Here is a 15,272-nt window from a genome sequence, read left to right on the forward strand (position 1 = left end):
GCAGGCCCGGGTCGATGTTGCCCGGGGCTGCTGCCACGCTGAGCGCCATGTCGGGCAGCGACTGATCTTGCTACCAGTTTTTTGCTGCCGGCGCTTCTTAAGCCGCTAGTACCGCCGTGCTGAATGACAGGGTGCTCACACTGCTCACCGGCTGAATCAGTCGTTCCAGATCAGTATTGAGGATGGTGACATTGTCGGCAGTACTGATTCGTTCGACCTGGTAGGCGCTGCCGAGATACCAGTTTTCGATGATCGTCTTGCCTCCAGTGCCGCTCACCGAAATCTCCAGATTATTGCCGACATGACTGAAGCTCAAGCGCTTACTGGTAATGCCGGCGCCGAACTTGAGCGAGTCGATGTTGGCGCCGTTGTAGTCATAGTCGCTGATGGTATCGACGCCATCGCCCTTGTTGAAGGCATAGATGTCGTTGCCGAGGCCGCCATTCAGATAATCATTTCCCTTGCCGCCAGAAAGCGTATCGTCGCCATCACCGCCATAGAGGTTGTCATCACCATTGCCGCCGATGAGGGTGTCGTTGCCAGCATCGCCTGAAAGGCCGTCATTGCCATCGCCCCCGTCGATAGTGTCTGCAAGTTGGCGGCCGATGAGCGAATCATCCCCCGCCATGCCAGCCATGCGATTACTCGCGTCACTGAGACCGATCCAGTATTCATTTTCGGATGTCCCCGTTTGGGTCAGCCTTGAGGCCAGGTCGGAATAGGTCCAGGTCGTGCCATCGTCGAAGGCGATCTTCTCGATGTGGTAATAGCCGCTCAAGAAGAAATTTTCGATAGTGATGGTGTCAGTATCCCAAGTTAGGATCAGATGATTGCCGGATCGGGCGACGACGGTGTCTGGCGCATTGATACCTTTGCCGAGTCGCAGGGTGTCAATATTGCCGGCATTGTAGTCATAGTCGCTGATGGTATCGACGCCATCGCCCTTGTTGAAGATATAGATGTCGTTGCCGAGGCCGCCATTCAGATAATCATTTCCCTTGCCGCCAGAAAGCGTATCGTCGCCATCACCGCCATAGAGGTTGTCATCACCGTTCCCGCCGATGAGGGTGTCGTTGCCAGCATCGCCTGAAAGGCCGTCATTGCCGTCGCCCCCGTCGATAGTGGCGGCCGCGCTGCCGGTGGCGCCGCCCGTGGCCACCGTGGCCACCGTGGCACGCACCGGCAACAAGGGCGCGGCAGGAATCTGCCGGTCCACCAGGCCGAGGGTCTGCAGGTCGGCCAGCGTCGGCTGCAGGATGTTGGCGACCTGATGGGTCTTGCTCGCGCCGGCGGCATCGGTATAGCTGGCCGCGAACTGGCAAGCCTTGTCAGGGCTGGCCGAGGCGGGGTGGTTCACCTTGGCGCAGCTGTCGGGGTAGGTGCTGCGATCGATGATGCGCGGATAGTACAGCGTCATGTAGGTGCCTACGCCATTGTTGATGCGGGCATAGACCGCGTTCTGTGCCTCCAGCAAGGCGGCCTGGCGCTGCTGCGAGGCCCAGTCGGTGCCGACGGCGCCGACCGCGCCCAGCATGGCGGTGGTCACCAGCGCCTGGCCGAGTGCGAAGCCACGGTGCCGGCGCCGCGTGGGGCGCTGCAGTGGATCAAGGGGAGTGCTGCGCCGGGGCAGGCACAGCAACTGCTGCGAGATGCGACGAAGTAGGGTAGTCATCAGTTCCTCTGGGAAGTTTGTTGCGTTTTCTTTTGCACGGCACTCTGCAGTTGTTGCGTGGTCGCCATGAAGCCCAGCAGCATGGAGGCCAGCGCGACACCGCAGAGCAGGAGCATCACGCTGTTGAGACGGGCAGACGATTTTTCGATGGAGGTGGCGATGCGGTCGATGGAGCCGGTGCCGATCTTGACGAAGGCTTCCACCGGATCGCGGCGTTCGGAGGCATCCATGATGCGGTCTTCCAGATCCTGGTTGAGCACGCCGGTGCCGAAGGCCGCGCCGAAGTTTTCGGCGTTGGCCGAGCTGATACCGCGCAGGATGCTGCGCACATGCCAGCGCATCCACGGGGTCGAGTAGCGCACCGCCTGCTCCAGCGACGAACGCAGAGAAATACCCGAACGCATCAGCGAGGCCAGCGAGACGATCAACATGGCACCCGAATAGTCACGGTAGACGCTGTAGGGCAGGCGCTTGTCGAACGGTCGCCGACTTCTCCCGGCCCAGTGGGCCAGTGAATACATGAAGGCGATGAACAGGACCACGTTGAGCCCGATCATCAGCAACCCGTAATGCCGCACGCCGTTGGCAACGGCGGCCAGGGCCTTGCCGGAGGCCGGCCATTCGGTGACGGGCATGATCGATTCCAGCACCGGAATGGCGTAGAACGAAAAGCCCAGCAGAATGGCGTAGAACAGCGCGATCAGGAACAGTGGATACATCACCGCGCCCTTGATGGCAGCGGTCATGCGCTCGGTCTTTTCCACCGTGCCGGACAGGAAGCGCAGACCCTCGGCCACGCTGGCGTCGCCAGCGGTCTGGGCGGCATCGAGCATCATCAGTTCCGAGGTGGGCGCGACGCCCTCCAGCGCCGTGGCCAGCGAACCGTTGATGGCGTTCCTGAGGATGTGGCGGTACAGCAGGGCCATGCCCCGGTCGCGTTTGCGGGCGCGCTTCTCGTACTTCTTGAAGGTGGAAAACAGCGGCACCCGGTCTTCCAGCGACATGGCCAGGTCGAAATAGAACTCGGCCCGGCGTGCGCGCAGCTGGCGCTTGGCCATGCTCAGTTGCAGGCGTTCAAATAGATTCATGAGCTTCCCTTTTGCACGATCTGGCGGAATCCTTTGGGATGACCAAAGGTAGTCTTGAAGTAATAGGGATCGATCTGCCCCTGGGCCAGGCTGTAGAGGGCATGGCCCCAGGCGGCCTTGCCGCGCATGTCCGGGGCATCGAAGGGGCCTGCACGGGTGGCGTGGTAGTGGTCACGCGCATCCAGGTCGCGCCCGGCCAGCAAGAGCCGCAGCAGGTCGTTGTCGGGCGTGATCACCTCGGCCGCCACGCATACGCCGCGGGTACCGGCGTGCGACAGCTGGCTGTAATCCACGCCGGGGATGCGGCAATGGGCGCAGCCGCTGTCGCTGGCGCACATCATCTGGTCGATGTCGAGACCGAAGACGGTTTCGTAGGCGTTCAACTCCTCGGCCGGCAGGCGTTCCCTGGCGGGCTGCTTGCAATGCGGGCAGTTCCTGGGCAGCAGCGCCTGATAGACCAGGATGGACAGGAATTCGGGATTGCAGACGGCATGCCGGTCCAGTCCCACCATCTTGGAGGTCAGGCGCGAGACGATGCCCAGTGCTGAGGTGGCATGCACGGTGGTGAAGATCTTGTGGCCGGTCTCGATGGCGGCCTGGGCGATTTCACCGGAGAGCGGATCGCGCACCTCGCCGAACATGCCGATATCGGGGTCCAGCCGCAGAAAGGCCCGCATGGCGTTGAGGAAAGGGTTTTCCGCGCCGATGGCATTGGTCCGCTGCACCGAGAGATGGGTCACGCCCGGCACGATGTACTCGACCGGGTCTTCGATGGAAATGATCTTGCGTTCGCCACCGGCCGCCAGCATCGACAGCATGGAATTGAGCGTGGTGGTCTTGCCCGACCCGGTCACGCCAGCCACGAACACGCCGCCCCAGGCCGATTGCATGGCCAGGTCCAGCTGCTCCACCTGGCTGGGCAGGTAGCCCAGTTCCGGCAGGGTCTTGACCTTGCTGGAGGAACTGGCGCTGGAATGCAGGATCCGCAGCACCACATCGAAACCGCCCACCGAGGGGTGGCTCTGGTAGCGCAGCGTGAAATCCCGCTCCTTGTTGCGGATCGGGATCATGGCCTGCTGCGGCAGACGGGCATTGAAGGCGGCATCCGAACGCGACAATTCCTCGGCCTGTACGGTAAAGGCAGCGCTGACGGCATCGATGACGATCTGTGCCGGATAGCTGCCGATGCGGCGTATCACGCCATCCACGCGGGCGTTAAGCGTGGCATGGTCGCCGCGCACCTCGAGATGGGCATCGCTGGCGCCGATCTCGATGGCGCGCCCGACCATGTCGGCGAAGTAGTTCAAGGGCTTGGATTCGGCGATGATCAGGTCAATCCCCGATACCGCCCTGGTCGCCGCTTCCTCATGAGTCGCGGCGACCTGATAGTCAAGGATCTCGAAGACGATAGGTTCGGCCGTGAAGAACATGCGCGGCGTCTTGCCGTCGCGCTTGAGGCGGTCAAGGATGTGGAACCACTCCGAGGACAGGTTCACGCCGCGGGTGGAGACCACTGCAATCAGGCCCGCTTCCATGTTGAGCACGGCGATGCGCTCCTGGTTGAAGGCACGGTATTTCTCGGCCGGCCACATCTCCATCACGCTACGGAACTGCGGCAGTTCCTCGGCGCGCCGGAGATGGGCCATCTCCAGGCCCGTGGATGGGGTGCGTTCGGGGAGCGCGCTGGTGCTGCCCGCGCTACCCGTGCTGCCCGCGTTGCCTATCTTGGCCATGCTGCTCATGTCCGTGACACTGGCCATCAGCGCGAGGCCGGCTTCGTGTTGACCATGTTGATGCGCTCGTCCGGGCTCTGCGGCTTGCCGCCGAATTCGAGCGCCGTCGTGCGAGTACCGACCGGCAACTGGCTGGCCAGATGACGTGCCTGGGCGTCCGGCGTGATCAGCGAGCGCGAATCGTCGCTACCCTTGGGCACTGACAGGAACAGGCAAGTCTCCTGTTGCTGGCAGGCCTGCACCGCGGCGCCGCGTTTGGCGCTACCTGCCTTGCTGCTGTCCTGCGGGTTCTTGGTCAGGAGCACGCCTTCTTCCATGAGCGCGATGTATTTCCACGGTCCCATCTTGCTTACCGGCCCGGGCACGGGGACCACACGGGATTGGCCGTTGATGTCGAGTTCGGCCTTGTAGTTGCGGTCGATCCCGTACAGGGCCAGCAGTACCGGATTCTTTTCGACCACGGGTTCGGCAGGCTCCTTGCCGGCGTTCTTGCCGGCCGGTCTGAGGCGGGCGGCGAACTCCCGCTCGCCGGCCTGCTTGGCCAGCTTGATCATGTCGCCCAGGGTGGCACCCTGGTCCAGGTGAGCGGGGGCCGGATCGGCTGCTGCTGGTGCGGCTGGTGCCGTTGCCGCTGCCACTGTTGCCGGCGTCGCGGTCCCCTGGGCGCGGGAGACCTGCGCCGTACCCAGCAGCAGGGCCGTCAGCGCAACCACCAGCGGCAAATTAGAAGTCTTTACCTTTTGCATAATATTTTCCAGAGAGCTTGAAATGGGTCTTTTCCATGGACGGGGCTGCCTTGTCCGTGTCGAGTTCGACGGTGAAGGTGTCCAGGGCGACGTAGTCTTCCAGCACGATGTTTTCCAGCGTCCACAGCGGCCCCTCGATGCTCCAGGCGGCGTTGACCACCGGGCGTACCAGCTGGTTGACATCGCCTTGTCCGGCGAACAGTGTTGCGGGCTCCACCTTGACCTTGATGTCCACCATGGACAGGTCCTGCAGCGTGCTGAAGAACTTCGAGGACACGGCACTACGCAGCGGCAGCGCCGCGCGCATGAGTTTCGGTAGTGGCGCCGAGGCAGCCGCAACGATGCCGTCGGCGCTGCTTTCCTCCAGCCGGTGCTGCGTCACCAGCCGGGCGCTGGTCAGGTCGTCGGGCTTGAAGACGTCGTATTGCGGCCGGCCCATCGCCGAGGGTGGCAGCGCATGTCCGAACTCGGCAAAGTTGCCGTAGCTGCGGTTCCATGAGGCGTTGCACAGGGCGGGAGTGCATTCCACCTTGCTCAGCCGCCAGCCATTGATCTGCAGCGGGATCTGCTTGAGCCCACCGACCATGCGGCGCAGGCTGGTCTGGCCGGTGCCGGTGATGGCAGCCAGATCGCTCTCGATCTTGGTCTCGTAGACGATATTGGGATCGCTGGCCAGGCGGGCCTGCTCGTCGGCGATGCGCTTGTCACGGGCCAGCTTGTAGCTGACCCCGCTGAAGCCGGCCACGAACACCACGGCCGACACCGCCACCAAGGCGAGGATCTGCCGGATGTCGGGAATCTTCTTCAGGCGTACCTTGGCCGTGACTTCATCCAGCACCAGGTCCCAGTCGATCTCTTCCACATTGCCCAGCAGATCGACCGCGCCCACGCGTCGTACCGAGCCCACATCAGTCAGTTGCAGGAAGGTGTTGATGCGTTCGCTGACCACCTCGGCGCTGCCGATGACATCAAATCCCGGCACCGGCTGTCCGTCGCGCAGTACGATCACGCAGCACCGCCTGGCGTCGACGTGGAAGGCGAAGACTTCCTCGCCGCCGTGCGAATAGTTCTCGCCCAGCAGCAGCGCCAGCGAAACCAGTGCGCCACGCCCCTTGCCATGACCACCCGGGTTGGAAGAGAAGAACCCGATCTGCGTGCCATCGGGCGTGAGGCAATAGCTGTGCTCGCCCTCGCTACGGGCGGCGGTGAAGAGCTTGCTACGCTCGCCCTTGTTCAGTGGCACCCAGCGCAGGCCGGCCACCAGCGCCACCTTGTTCTTCTGGAAGATGCGGCTGTGGTCCACCTCCGGCCTGGCTCGGTGGGCCGTTTTCTGGTTGAGTAGAGTCTTAAACATCGGTCAGCCGCGGGGTGATCAGGATCACGAAGGATTGCCGGACATTGGAAGCGGTCTTGCTGGCAGCCAGGCCATCGACGCTGCCGGCGTTGCTGGAATTGGCCTGGGCCTGGTCATACCCGAGCATGACCAGCGTTTCCCCCGAGGGCACCACCATGCGCTGGCCGACGGTGAAGGCGTTCACGTTGGGCAGCTGGATGGTCTGCCCGGCCGAACTGAACGAGGGCAAGCCCTTCAGGCTGGAGATGTTGACGTAGGTCTGCAACAGCACCTGGTTGGAGTCCAGCACCACCGGCAGGAAGGCCAGCGACATGCCGGTGCTGATCTGGCCCGGGGTCAGGCTGGGGCCGGTGGTGGAGACGCTGCCCACCTGTCCGCCGGCGACCACCGCCGCCTGGGTCTGCTTCAGGTAGGCCTGCTGGTTGACCACCATCAGGGGTACCGAGACCCGGTTGGAGGTCACGGCCACCCCGGAATAGGTGGTCGAGACCCGGCCGAAGGTCTTGAGCAGCTTGATCAGCGCGGTATTGCCATTGCCGTTCTGGTAGCCGATGGTGAAGGGGCTGCCGGACTGGCTGGGCAGTAACGCTGCGGGCGCCGAGGAAGTGAAATTGTTGCGGACCACGTTCCAGTCGATGCCGGCCGAGAATTCGTCGTTCAGCTGCACCGACAGGACCTGGATTTCCAGGCTGACCTGGCGCATCAGCGATTTGTTGACCAGTTCGACGTAGCTTTCCACGGCCTTCATCGGCTCGATGGCGTCGGTCACCGTGATGACCCCGGATTTGGCGTCGACCGAGAATTTGCCACCACCGGAGACCAGGGAGCCCAAGGTCTTTTCGATGCCGCCCCAGAAGTCGGATTCGAACTCCATGCTGGCCGAACTGCCGCCACCGCCGCCACCACCACCTCCGCCCCCGCCGTTGCCTCCACTGCCTCCACCATCGCCGCCAGTCGAGGCCGACAGCGACGCCGTGTACTTGAAGGAGGAGCTCAGCGTCTTGACGAAGAAGGTGCGGGTGCTGACGCGATAGAAGAGGATGCGGTCGTCCTCGTATTTCCATTGCAAACCCGCGCGCACGGCCACGTAATCCAGCAGGCCCGCAAAGGAGCCGGCGTAATTGAGTTCGTAGGTGTTGCCATAGGCCTGGTTGCTGAAGCTGAGGTCGCTCAAGCCTTTTTCACCGAAGGCGCTTTTCTCGCTGGCCGCACCCTGCGGCCCCGCGCCTGGAAGCGGCTGGGCCACCGCGGCCAGTGCCGCACCTGCTGCACCGGCTGTGCTGCCGACGGTGAAGCGCGAGGCCGGCAGCAGGGCGTCGGGCGTGAGCAGCATGGGCACGCCGGTCTCGCTGGCGATACGCTCGACGATGGTGGCCACCGAATAACGTCCCGGGAAGCGGAAGGCGACCTGACGCATTGCATCCGGCAAGGCCGCCTCGCGGGACAGCGGCATGGAGCGCGTGGCAATTGTCAGGCGCGTGTCCTTGACCGCATAGGCCGGGCGCGGCTGGGCCGTCATCAGTTCGGCGCGTGAGCTGTCGGTGCGGCTGACGACCTGGTCCAGGGTCTGGTCGGCCTGGCGCCAGGTGCTGCATGCGCTGCATAGCATGCTGGTGGCGACCACCAGCGGAAGGGCGCGGCCGGGGCGACGGGCGCGCGGCGCGGGGGAGCGGGTAAGAGCTTGCCCGGGGGCGATGATGTGTTCGATTTTCATGATTGTGCGTGATGGACCTAGCGGGCCTTGCCTTCCAGATAGCGGCCGATGCGGATGATGCGAAGCTCGCTGTTGATGCGCGCCTGCACCGGATAGTCGGTGGTGGCCAGCGACTCGATGACGGCGCTGACGACCTGCTCGATACGGCCCGACAATTGCAGCTCGGTCTCGATGGGGAAATCGCGGGGGGCATCCCACACCAGCTGCCAGCCGGCGTCGCTGCCCCAGCGTTGCAACATGCGCCGCACCGAGACGTCGGTACGGCGCACCTGCCATTGCTGTACGCCCGGATCGGGCTGTTGGCCCAATGCGGACATGGCGATGCCGTCGGATAGCTCGGGCGCAATCGTGTCGCCCTTGGGCAGCCAGGCGGAGGCACGCGCATTGGCTGGTGCTGCTGGTGAGGGAGCTTCTGCTGGTGCTTCTGCCTGCACTTGCGCGCTGTCGGAAGCCGGCTCCGTCGCCTGCTCGGCATGGACGGGAAGGCTGGCCGCCATCAGCACAAGCGGGGGTAGCCATTGACGCCCCAGGCGGGTGAGGCGGGTGGGATCAGTAAGGTAAGCCGTGACTTTTTTCATATGGTGATGTCATGCCTAGAGAGCATGGTTGTTACCCGTGAGGAAGAGGTTGAAGTAAGGTCGATCGGTTTCGCACAGGAGGCTCATGGCGGCCGGATTGAGCGGGGCATAGGGGTCGGTCTTGATCAGATACACGTCGGCCAGGGCGGTGGTCAGCACGCGGTTGGCGTCCAGCGCGACTGCGCCCAGCGCAGAGGTGGTGACTGCCGCGCCGGTAGTGGGTGAGCCGGCCAGGGCATGTCGCAGGCCGGCAGTGTTCAAGGTGGATTCCACGCTCTGCACGATGTCCGGACACAGCCGCATGGGCAGTCCCGATACCTGCAAGACCCAGTTGGTGTTGCTGCCGGCGATCAACGGGCCCACGAACATCTGCCCGCCCCAGGGATTGTTGATCTGGGTACTGGCGCCGGCACCGCCCCCTACGTATTGCCGGGCCACGGCGGCGCCGCTGGCCAGCGCGCTGTTGTTGATCGGTGCGGCGCCGTTGTCGTTGGAAAAGAAATTCTGCAACGCCACCACCGTCTGCTCCAGAAAATAGGAGGACGAAGCCACCTGCGCCTGATCCAGTTGCTGGCGCAGCACCACCAGCGAGGCCACCGCCAGGATGGCGGCGATGGACATCGAGACGGATAACTCCACCAGGGTGAAACCACATTGGCGCAGGTGTTGCATGCGCGCGTGACCGGGTGCGCCGTGGACGTGCGCGGCGCAGGGCGGCCGCAATAGGGGTAAGCGATTCATCTTAGTTTCGATTTCAGTAGCAGCACGCCGAGGGTGTCGCCAGCGCTCTGGCATGCAGCGGACAGCGCGACAGGAGTCAGGTCCTCGGTCATGTTCTTGACGATGCGCGGGGCGGCGGCGCCAAAACCTGCGCCGATGGTGATCGCCGGTACGTTCGCATTGATGAGCAGACTCCTGGTCCAGTCATTGGGGTTGCCCATCCCGCCGGGATAGACCACGAGCGCATCCGCAACCGGCGCCGACTGCAACAACAGTTCGGCGCACAGGTCCGCCGGGATGGCATTGAGATACAAGCCCCAGGCCTGGGCCGCGCCATTGACCGGTGCCACGCCGACGGCGCCGCGCAATGGATGGGCCACGGTCACGTTGTCGGTGGCGCGCTGGGTGATGACGAACTGGCTGAACGCGCCGAAGGACACCGCCTGTCGCAAGGACAGGCCGGCATAGCTGGGCAACTGGGCATAGGCCTCGTTGACGCGCTTGATGGCATCGGCATTCTGCGCCGCGAGTCCGTTGACTGTTTGTTGATGGAGCAGCGTGGTGGCACCCACGAGACTGCCCACGACGATCAGGCCGGCCAGGGCCATGACCACGGAGAGTTCGACCAGCGTGTAGCCGGATTGATGGTTTTTCATGGGGGAACTCCGATCTTTCCCGGCAGGTCATCGCTGCCGGGAAAGATCGACGCCAGATGCGGCTTACTTCCAGTTGACCATGGCGATGGTCACGGTGTCGTTATTGGTGCCACATGCAGTCCCGGCGGACATTGCAGCCACATCCAGGCGGCTGTTATTGTCAGTACCTTTCACCATGACACCTGCTGGCGGAGCAGTGCCAGTTCCGTCGAACATGGGCATGGTGAGCGCTGCGGCATTGGCTTCTGTAAATGCCGGTGTGCCGACAACGCCTTCTGGTGCGACGATCAGGCCAAGGACGCCGGAGGTGGCAGCAGAGCTCACGACATCAGCGCATGCGGCCCGCGGAATGCCGCTATACATCACGGAATAAGCTGTGCCGCCATTCCCCGCTCCGGGGCGAAAAGCGTTTGTCGATCGCGCCAGGGTCTGATAGCCAAATCGATGGGTCGCCACCCTGGCGTTGGCCGGGCCAGTAATGTCGAAAGCACCGTCGAAAGCGCCTACGCCAATGGCGACCTGGGTGTTCAGGCCGGTGAATTCGGCCACCCGGGCGTACATCTTGTCAATCTGCGTCATCGTGCGCGGGATACTGCTCACCAGGTCATTGGTACGCGTTTGTCGCAGCACCACCTGCACCAGTGCAATCGCCGAGACCAGCAGCACGCCGGCAATGGCCACGGCGACCGACAGTTCGACGATGGTAAAGCCGCGTTGCGCATGCGGCAGGGTGCGCGCCTTGCGCACCGGGTGAGGGGAGTAAAGCATGTCTATATTCCTTGAAATAGGGTTAGCGCCGACTGAAAGAGGGGGCAGGCCTAACCGATGAGTGGATGGATTCTTGGCAAAGAACACCGCGCCGGGACTGGGGTTGTCCCGTTCTTCATGCCACGCCCTGGCAGGCAACCAGGGTGTCGGGGCAGTCTTGCGCGCATGCGCCTTGCTTGCTGTCACGTCGTCGTGGTGCTTGTCCTTGGTTTGGCGATTTACTTCATCACGGGGCTATCTCCTTTCTCGTGGATCGAAACGCTTGGCCTGGATCGGCAGGACGAAGCGGCGCGAATAGCTCAGTACCCGCATGTAGCCGGGCAGGCGGAATTGCAGGATGTCGTCCTTGACGGCGCCAAACAGGCTTTGCACCGAGGCCAGGGCATCGACATCGATGTCGCTGGAGAGATGACCGATGAAGAAGTTTTCGGTCTGCGTCAGCAGGGAATAGCTGACCGAGGTCGGCGACTGGGTCGAATAGACGATGCCGATGCCGAACTTGGCGCCTTCCTTGGCAAAGCGGGCGTAGATGTCGGTTGTGTTCTTGCCGGCCGCCTCGACGGGGAAGATCATGTGCGCTTCTTCGAAGTAGATCTGCACGAAGCGCCCGGCCAGGGTGTTGGTGATGAATTTGCGTTCCTGCTGCTGGAACACGGCCGTGGAGATGATGCGCGAGAAGTAGCGCACGATGCGTTCATTGGCCGCACCCAGATCGATGATGACGGTCTTGCCGGTATCGAGGGCGCGCAGGCTGTCATGCAGAAAATCGCTGGCGTTGGCGGAGTGGAACTGCAGGCACTCGCGCAGGAAATAGGGGCCCACGCCATTGGTCTGGCAGAGCAGTTCCTGGATCACGCGGTCTTCTTCGTCGAACAGTTCGGTGCGGCCCACGCGCAGGTTGGGGTCGTTCTCGTACTTGAGCGCGAAGGCCGAGAGCACGCGGATTTCTTCGGTCATCTCGGTGAAGCTGGTGGGTATCGGCGGCGGCACCTTCGATCTGGTCGCCTGCCAGGCGGCCATGCGCAAGCCCTGGGTGAAACCGACGTTGACCAGCCCACGGGCGGCGATGGCGGCGCACACGGCCTCGCCCGGTTCGAAGCCGGCTTCGTGCAGCAGCGTCCAGTACAGACAGAGCTTGCGGAAGGCGGCGGCACTGTCGTCGGCGCGACCGCTCTTCAGCACTGACAGGGCCGGAAAGCGGATCATCAGGAAGTTGCGTACCTCGGGAATCTCCAGCACCGAAGGCGTGAGCAGTTCGGAAAAGATCGCCAGGGCGCGGTCCGGGATGTCATAGAAGTTGTAGCGCAGGAATTCGCCGTCGCCCCGGGGCTGGGTCGAGAGGTAGTACACCTGGACGCGCTCGGGGTAGGCCGAGGCGATGGAAAAATTGCCGTCCTGCGGATTGTCGTTGGCGTATTCGCCGTTGACGTCGAACACCAGCTGGCCGACGTGACCACTCTCGCCGGTGGCATTGAGCACGCCCTGCATGAGCAGCTTGACGACGTTGGATTTGCCCAGCCGGGTCTTGCCGAACATGGCGGTGCGCTTGCCCACCACTTCATTGACGCTCATGGCCACCGGCACCGTGTAGGCATGCTGGCCGATATGTTCGCCCCAGCGCACGTGGCCCAGTTCGAAGGCTTCACCGGCTTCGCCGGAGAGCGCCAGCAGGGCGCGCAGGATGGGCTCGGGCAGCACGTGGCAGCCGCAGGTGGGGGAGAGCATCAGTCCACTGTAGCCAGGCAGGCCGGCAAAGTAGCTCAGTTGTCCGTTGACCGGGTCGATGCGACAGCTGCCCATGACCCGGCAATGCAGTTCGCAACTGGTGCTGTAGCCGTCGCGTCGGGCTGTCACCTGCAGGAAGCGGACCAGGATGAATTCCCGTTGGCCGTTGTGGCTCCAGTCAGGGGCGGCGACGGCGAGGAACTGGCCGGGTACGATGCCGGCGTCGCGCAGTCTCTCGTAGGAGGAGCCTGCCTTGACCAACGGGCCTTCCTGCGATTCGACCCAGCCGAGGCTCTCTTCCCGACTGAAAAACGACTGCGCATCCTTGGAGGCCACATCGCCAGCCGATGCACCGTTTCCACCGTTTGCACTGAGCAGTGTCACGATCGTCTTGGTTTCAGACATGGCGGCAGTGGGCACACGCGGGATGATTCCGGTCGATGTCGTATGCGGGCTGGTGGCGGCAGTGGTGTTCATAAATGAGGGTGACTGCAAGCGATACTTCATCGTCGCAGCGCTCCGATCCATTGATTTGACGGCTGTACTTTAGCTAGTAAAACTACACGCCGGCTGACATTTCCTGACCGGAATGGGCGCCGCGAAGCCGCGCCGGTATTGGCTTTGCGTCGATCAAAGGAAATCTGCAGCCAAGCAAAACAAGGAGCGTGGATTCCTCGTTTCCTACAAGCGAATGTGCCGCCGTCCTATGCCCTTCAGAACAGGTCGGCCCTTATCATCGAGCGATCCGGCATGCCGTCCGGCAAGTCCGCTGGCGCTGCCATCCCGCTCAAGGAGTCCGCATGACCAAGTTGCCCGCCGCCGATCTTCAACTGCCGCTGTTCGCCTATAGCCAGCGCGAGTCGCTGACCGAGAAGCGCGCCTGGATCGCCCTGCAGGAGCACCACCAATACAGTGCCCGCCACTTCCGCCTGGAACGCCTATTCGCCGCCGACCCCCGGCGCGGCGAAACCCTGATCGCCGAAGCGGCCGGTATCTATCTCGACTATTCCAAGAATCTCGTCACCACCGAAACCATGACCCTGCTGATGCAGCTGGCGCGCCAGTGCGGCCTGCAGGATCGGGTGGAGGCTATGTTCCGGGGTGACCGCATCAATGCCACCGAGCAGCGCGCCGTACTGCACACGGCCCTGCGCAAGCCGGCGTCGGAGCGGCTGGTGGTAGAGGGTGAAGACGTGATCGCGCAGGTGCAGGACGTCCTGGCGCGCATGGAGGTGTTTGCCGAGCAGGTGCGCAGCGGCGCCTGGACCGGACATACCGGTCGGCCGATCCGCCATGTGGTCAACATCGGTATCGGTGGGTCAGATTTGGGGCCGATGATGGCGCACGAGGCCCTGCGCCACTACAGCCAGCGCGACCTGTCGCTGCACTTCCTCTCCGACGTCGACGCGGCGGCACTGCTGGAAACGGTGCGCGGCTTGCCGGCGGAGGAGACGCTTTTCATCGTCTGCTCCAAGACCTTCACTACCCTGGAAACCATGACCAATGCCCAGGCCGCGCGCCAATGGCTGGTCCAGCAATTGGGCGACGAGGCGGCAGTGGTCAGGCACTTTGTGGGCGTGACCACCAATATCGAGGAAGCCAGCCGCTTCGGTATCGATGAGCGCAACATGTTCGGCTTCTGGGACTGGGTCGGTGGCCGTTATTCGATGAGCAGCGCCATCGGCCTGTCGACCATGATCGCCATCGGACCGCAGCACTTCCGCGACATGCTGGCCGGCATGCACGCCATGGATGAACATTTCCGCACCGCGCCGCTGGAGCAGAACCTGCCGGCCATCCTGGGCATGCTCACGGTCTGGTATGGCAATTTCTTCGATGCCCGCAGCCAGGCAGTGCTGCCGTATAGCCAGTATCTCAAGCGCCTGCCGGCCTACCTGCAACAGCTGACCATGGAGAGCAACGGCAAGCAGGTGACCCTGCACGGCGAGCCGGTGGATTACCAGACCTCGCCGGTGTATTGGGGCGATAACGGCATCAATGGGCAGCACTCCTTCTACCAGATGCTGCATCAGGGAACGCAGATGGTGCCGTGCGACTTCATCGGCTTTTGCCAACCCGCGCAGGCGCTGGGGCAGCAACAGGAACTGCTGATGGCCAACATGTTCGCCCAGGCCGAGGCGCTGGCCTTCGGCAAGACCGTGCAGCGCGTGCGCGAAGAGGGCACGCCCGAAGAACTGGTGCCGCACCGGGTCTTCCCCGGCAACCGTCCCAGCAACAGCATGCTCATCGAGCAGTTGACACCCTATAGCCTGGGCAGCCTGATTGCGTTGTACGAACACAGCGTCTTTACCCAGGGTGTGATCTGGAATATCGATTCCTTCGACCAATGGGGTGTGGAGCTGGGCAAGCAGCTGGCCAAGCGCACGGCGCGCGAGCTGATCGATCACGGGCAGCCGCTGCATCACGACAGTTCCACCAATGCCTTGATCCGGCGCTATCGCGCTTGCCAGGGCGGCACTGTCGCTAGCGATCCATCCAAATGAAGCGAAGCGGCCAG

At 63.3% G+C, this 15,272-nt stretch carries 12 protein-coding genes; 1 reads left to right on the plus strand and 11 read right to left on the minus strand.

The genetic code is table 11. From position 1 onward, the window contains the following. Positions 1-97 precede the first annotated feature (97 nt). From HBH1_RS25610 to HBH1_RS08655, 11 genes are all read right to left on the minus strand, one after another. On the minus strand, positions 98-1,546 hold the full coding sequence (locus tag HBH1_RS25610; protein WP_304441877.1) for a calcium-binding protein: 1,449 nt from the start codon (positions 1,544-1,546) through the stop codon (positions 98-100). Between the two features lie 125 nt (positions 1,547-1,671). Further along, positions 1,672-2,760, minus strand: a complete 1,089-nt coding sequence (locus HBH1_RS08600; protein ID WP_102662396.1) for a type II secretion system F family protein — start codon at positions 2,758-2,760, stop codon at positions 1,672-1,674. Continuing rightward, complete coding sequence (locus tag HBH1_RS08605; RefSeq protein WP_158243284.1) at positions 2,757-4,493, minus strand: GspE/PulE family protein; 1,737 nt, start codon at positions 4,491-4,493, stop codon at positions 2,757-2,759. The genes HBH1_RS08600 and HBH1_RS08605 overlap by 4 nt, the downstream gene beginning before the upstream one ends. Positions 4,494-4,519: 26 nt before the next feature. After that, on the minus strand, positions 4,520-5,239 hold the full coding sequence (locus tag HBH1_RS08610) for a hypothetical protein (RefSeq protein ID WP_146012832.1): 720 nt from the start codon (positions 5,237-5,239) through the stop codon (positions 4,520-4,522). After that, a complete protein-coding gene (gene pilO2 / locus HBH1_RS08615) occupies positions 5,217-6,593 on the minus strand; it encodes a type 4b pilus protein PilO2 (protein WP_102662399.1) in 1,377 nt (458 codons plus the stop codon). The genes HBH1_RS08610 and pilO2 overlap by 23 nt, the downstream gene beginning before the upstream one ends. Then, entirely contained in the window at positions 6,586-8,307 is a 1,722-nt protein-coding gene (locus HBH1_RS24875; protein WP_146012833.1) for a secretin N-terminal domain-containing protein, read from the minus strand. Before HBH1_RS24875 ends, pilO2 begins: the two co-directional genes overlap by 8 nt. A gap of 17 nt (positions 8,308-8,324) precedes the next feature. After that, a complete protein-coding gene (locus HBH1_RS08635) occupies positions 8,325-8,885 on the minus strand; it encodes a toxin co-regulated pilus biosynthesis Q family protein (protein ID WP_102662402.1) in 561 nt (186 codons plus the stop codon). A 15-nt stretch (positions 8,886-8,900) separates the two neighbouring features. Next, positions 8,901-9,626 carry a type II secretion system protein gene (locus tag HBH1_RS08640; RefSeq protein WP_199181551.1) on the minus strand — a complete coding sequence of 242 codons (726 nt, stop codon included), beginning with the start codon at positions 9,624-9,626 and terminating at the stop codon, positions 8,901-8,903. After that, entirely contained in the window at positions 9,623-10,261 is a 639-nt protein-coding gene (locus HBH1_RS08645) for a type II secretion system protein (RefSeq protein ID WP_102662403.1), read from the minus strand. Before HBH1_RS08645 ends, HBH1_RS08640 begins: the two co-directional genes overlap by 4 nt. 63 nt (positions 10,262-10,324) lie before the next feature. Further along, positions 10,325-11,029 carry a PulJ/GspJ family protein gene (locus tag HBH1_RS08650; RefSeq protein ID WP_102662404.1) on the minus strand — a complete coding sequence of 235 codons (705 nt, stop codon included), beginning with the start codon at positions 11,027-11,029 and terminating at the stop codon, positions 10,325-10,327. Positions 11,030-11,263: 234 nt separating this feature from the next. Next, a complete protein-coding gene (locus HBH1_RS08655) occupies positions 11,264-13,231 on the minus strand; it encodes an ATP-binding protein (protein ID WP_233207567.1) in 1,968 nt (655 codons plus the stop codon). Between the two features lie 323 nt (positions 13,232-13,554). On the opposite strand from HBH1_RS08655, the gene pgi reads away from it, so the two are divergent. Beyond that, a complete protein-coding gene (gene pgi, locus HBH1_RS08660) occupies positions 13,555-15,258 on the plus strand; it encodes a glucose-6-phosphate isomerase (RefSeq protein WP_102662406.1) in 1,704 nt (567 codons plus the stop codon). Positions 15,259-15,272 lie beyond the last annotated feature (14 nt).

Origin of the sequence: Herbaspirillum sp. BH-1, from assembly GCF_002870055.1 — a bacterium.
GTDB lineage: Bacteria > Pseudomonadota > Gammaproteobacteria > Burkholderiales > Burkholderiaceae_D > Herbaspirillum > Herbaspirillum frisingense.

What these genes read in the sequence shown, in the direction of transcription:
- HBH1_RS08655 (WP_233207567.1), bottom strand. Translation starts at nt 13,231, where the DNA reads ATGAACACCACTGCCGCCACCAGCCCGCATACGACATCGACCGGAATC.
- HBH1_RS08645 (WP_102662403.1), bottom strand. Translation starts at nt 10,261, where the DNA reads ATGAAAAACCATCAATCCGGCTACACGCTGGTCGAACTCTCCGTGGTC.
- HBH1_RS08650 (WP_102662404.1), bottom strand. Translation starts at nt 11,029, where the DNA reads ATGCTTTACTCCCCTCACCCGGTGCGCAAGGCGCGCACCCTGCCGCAT.
- HBH1_RS08640 (WP_199181551.1), bottom strand. Translation starts at nt 9,626, where the DNA reads ATGAATCGCTTACCCCTATTGCGGCCGCCCTGCGCCGCGCACGTCCAC.
- pilO2 (WP_102662399.1), bottom strand. Translation starts at nt 6,593, where the DNA reads ATGTTTAAGACTCTACTCAACCAGAAAACGGCCCACCGAGCCAGGCCG.
- HBH1_RS08610 (WP_146012832.1), bottom strand. Translation starts at nt 5,239, where the DNA reads ATGCAAAAGGTAAAGACTTCTAATTTGCCGCTGGTGGTTGCGCTGACG.
- HBH1_RS24875 (WP_146012833.1), bottom strand. Translation starts at nt 8,307, where the DNA reads ATGAAAATCGAACACATCATCGCCCCCGGGCAAGCTCTTACCCGCTCC.
- HBH1_RS08605 (WP_158243284.1), bottom strand. Translation starts at nt 4,493, where the DNA reads ATGGCCAAGATAGGCAACGCGGGCAGCACGGGTAGCGCGGGCAGCACC.
- pgi (WP_102662406.1), top strand. Translation starts at nt 13,555, where the DNA reads ATGACCAAGTTGCCCGCCGCCGATCTTCAACTGCCGCTGTTCGCCTAT.
- HBH1_RS08635 (WP_102662402.1), bottom strand. Translation starts at nt 8,885, where the DNA reads ATGAAAAAAGTCACGGCTTACCTTACTGATCCCACCCGCCTCACCCGC.
- HBH1_RS08600 (WP_102662396.1), bottom strand. Translation starts at nt 2,760, where the DNA reads ATGAATCTATTTGAACGCCTGCAACTGAGCATGGCCAAGCGCCAGCTG.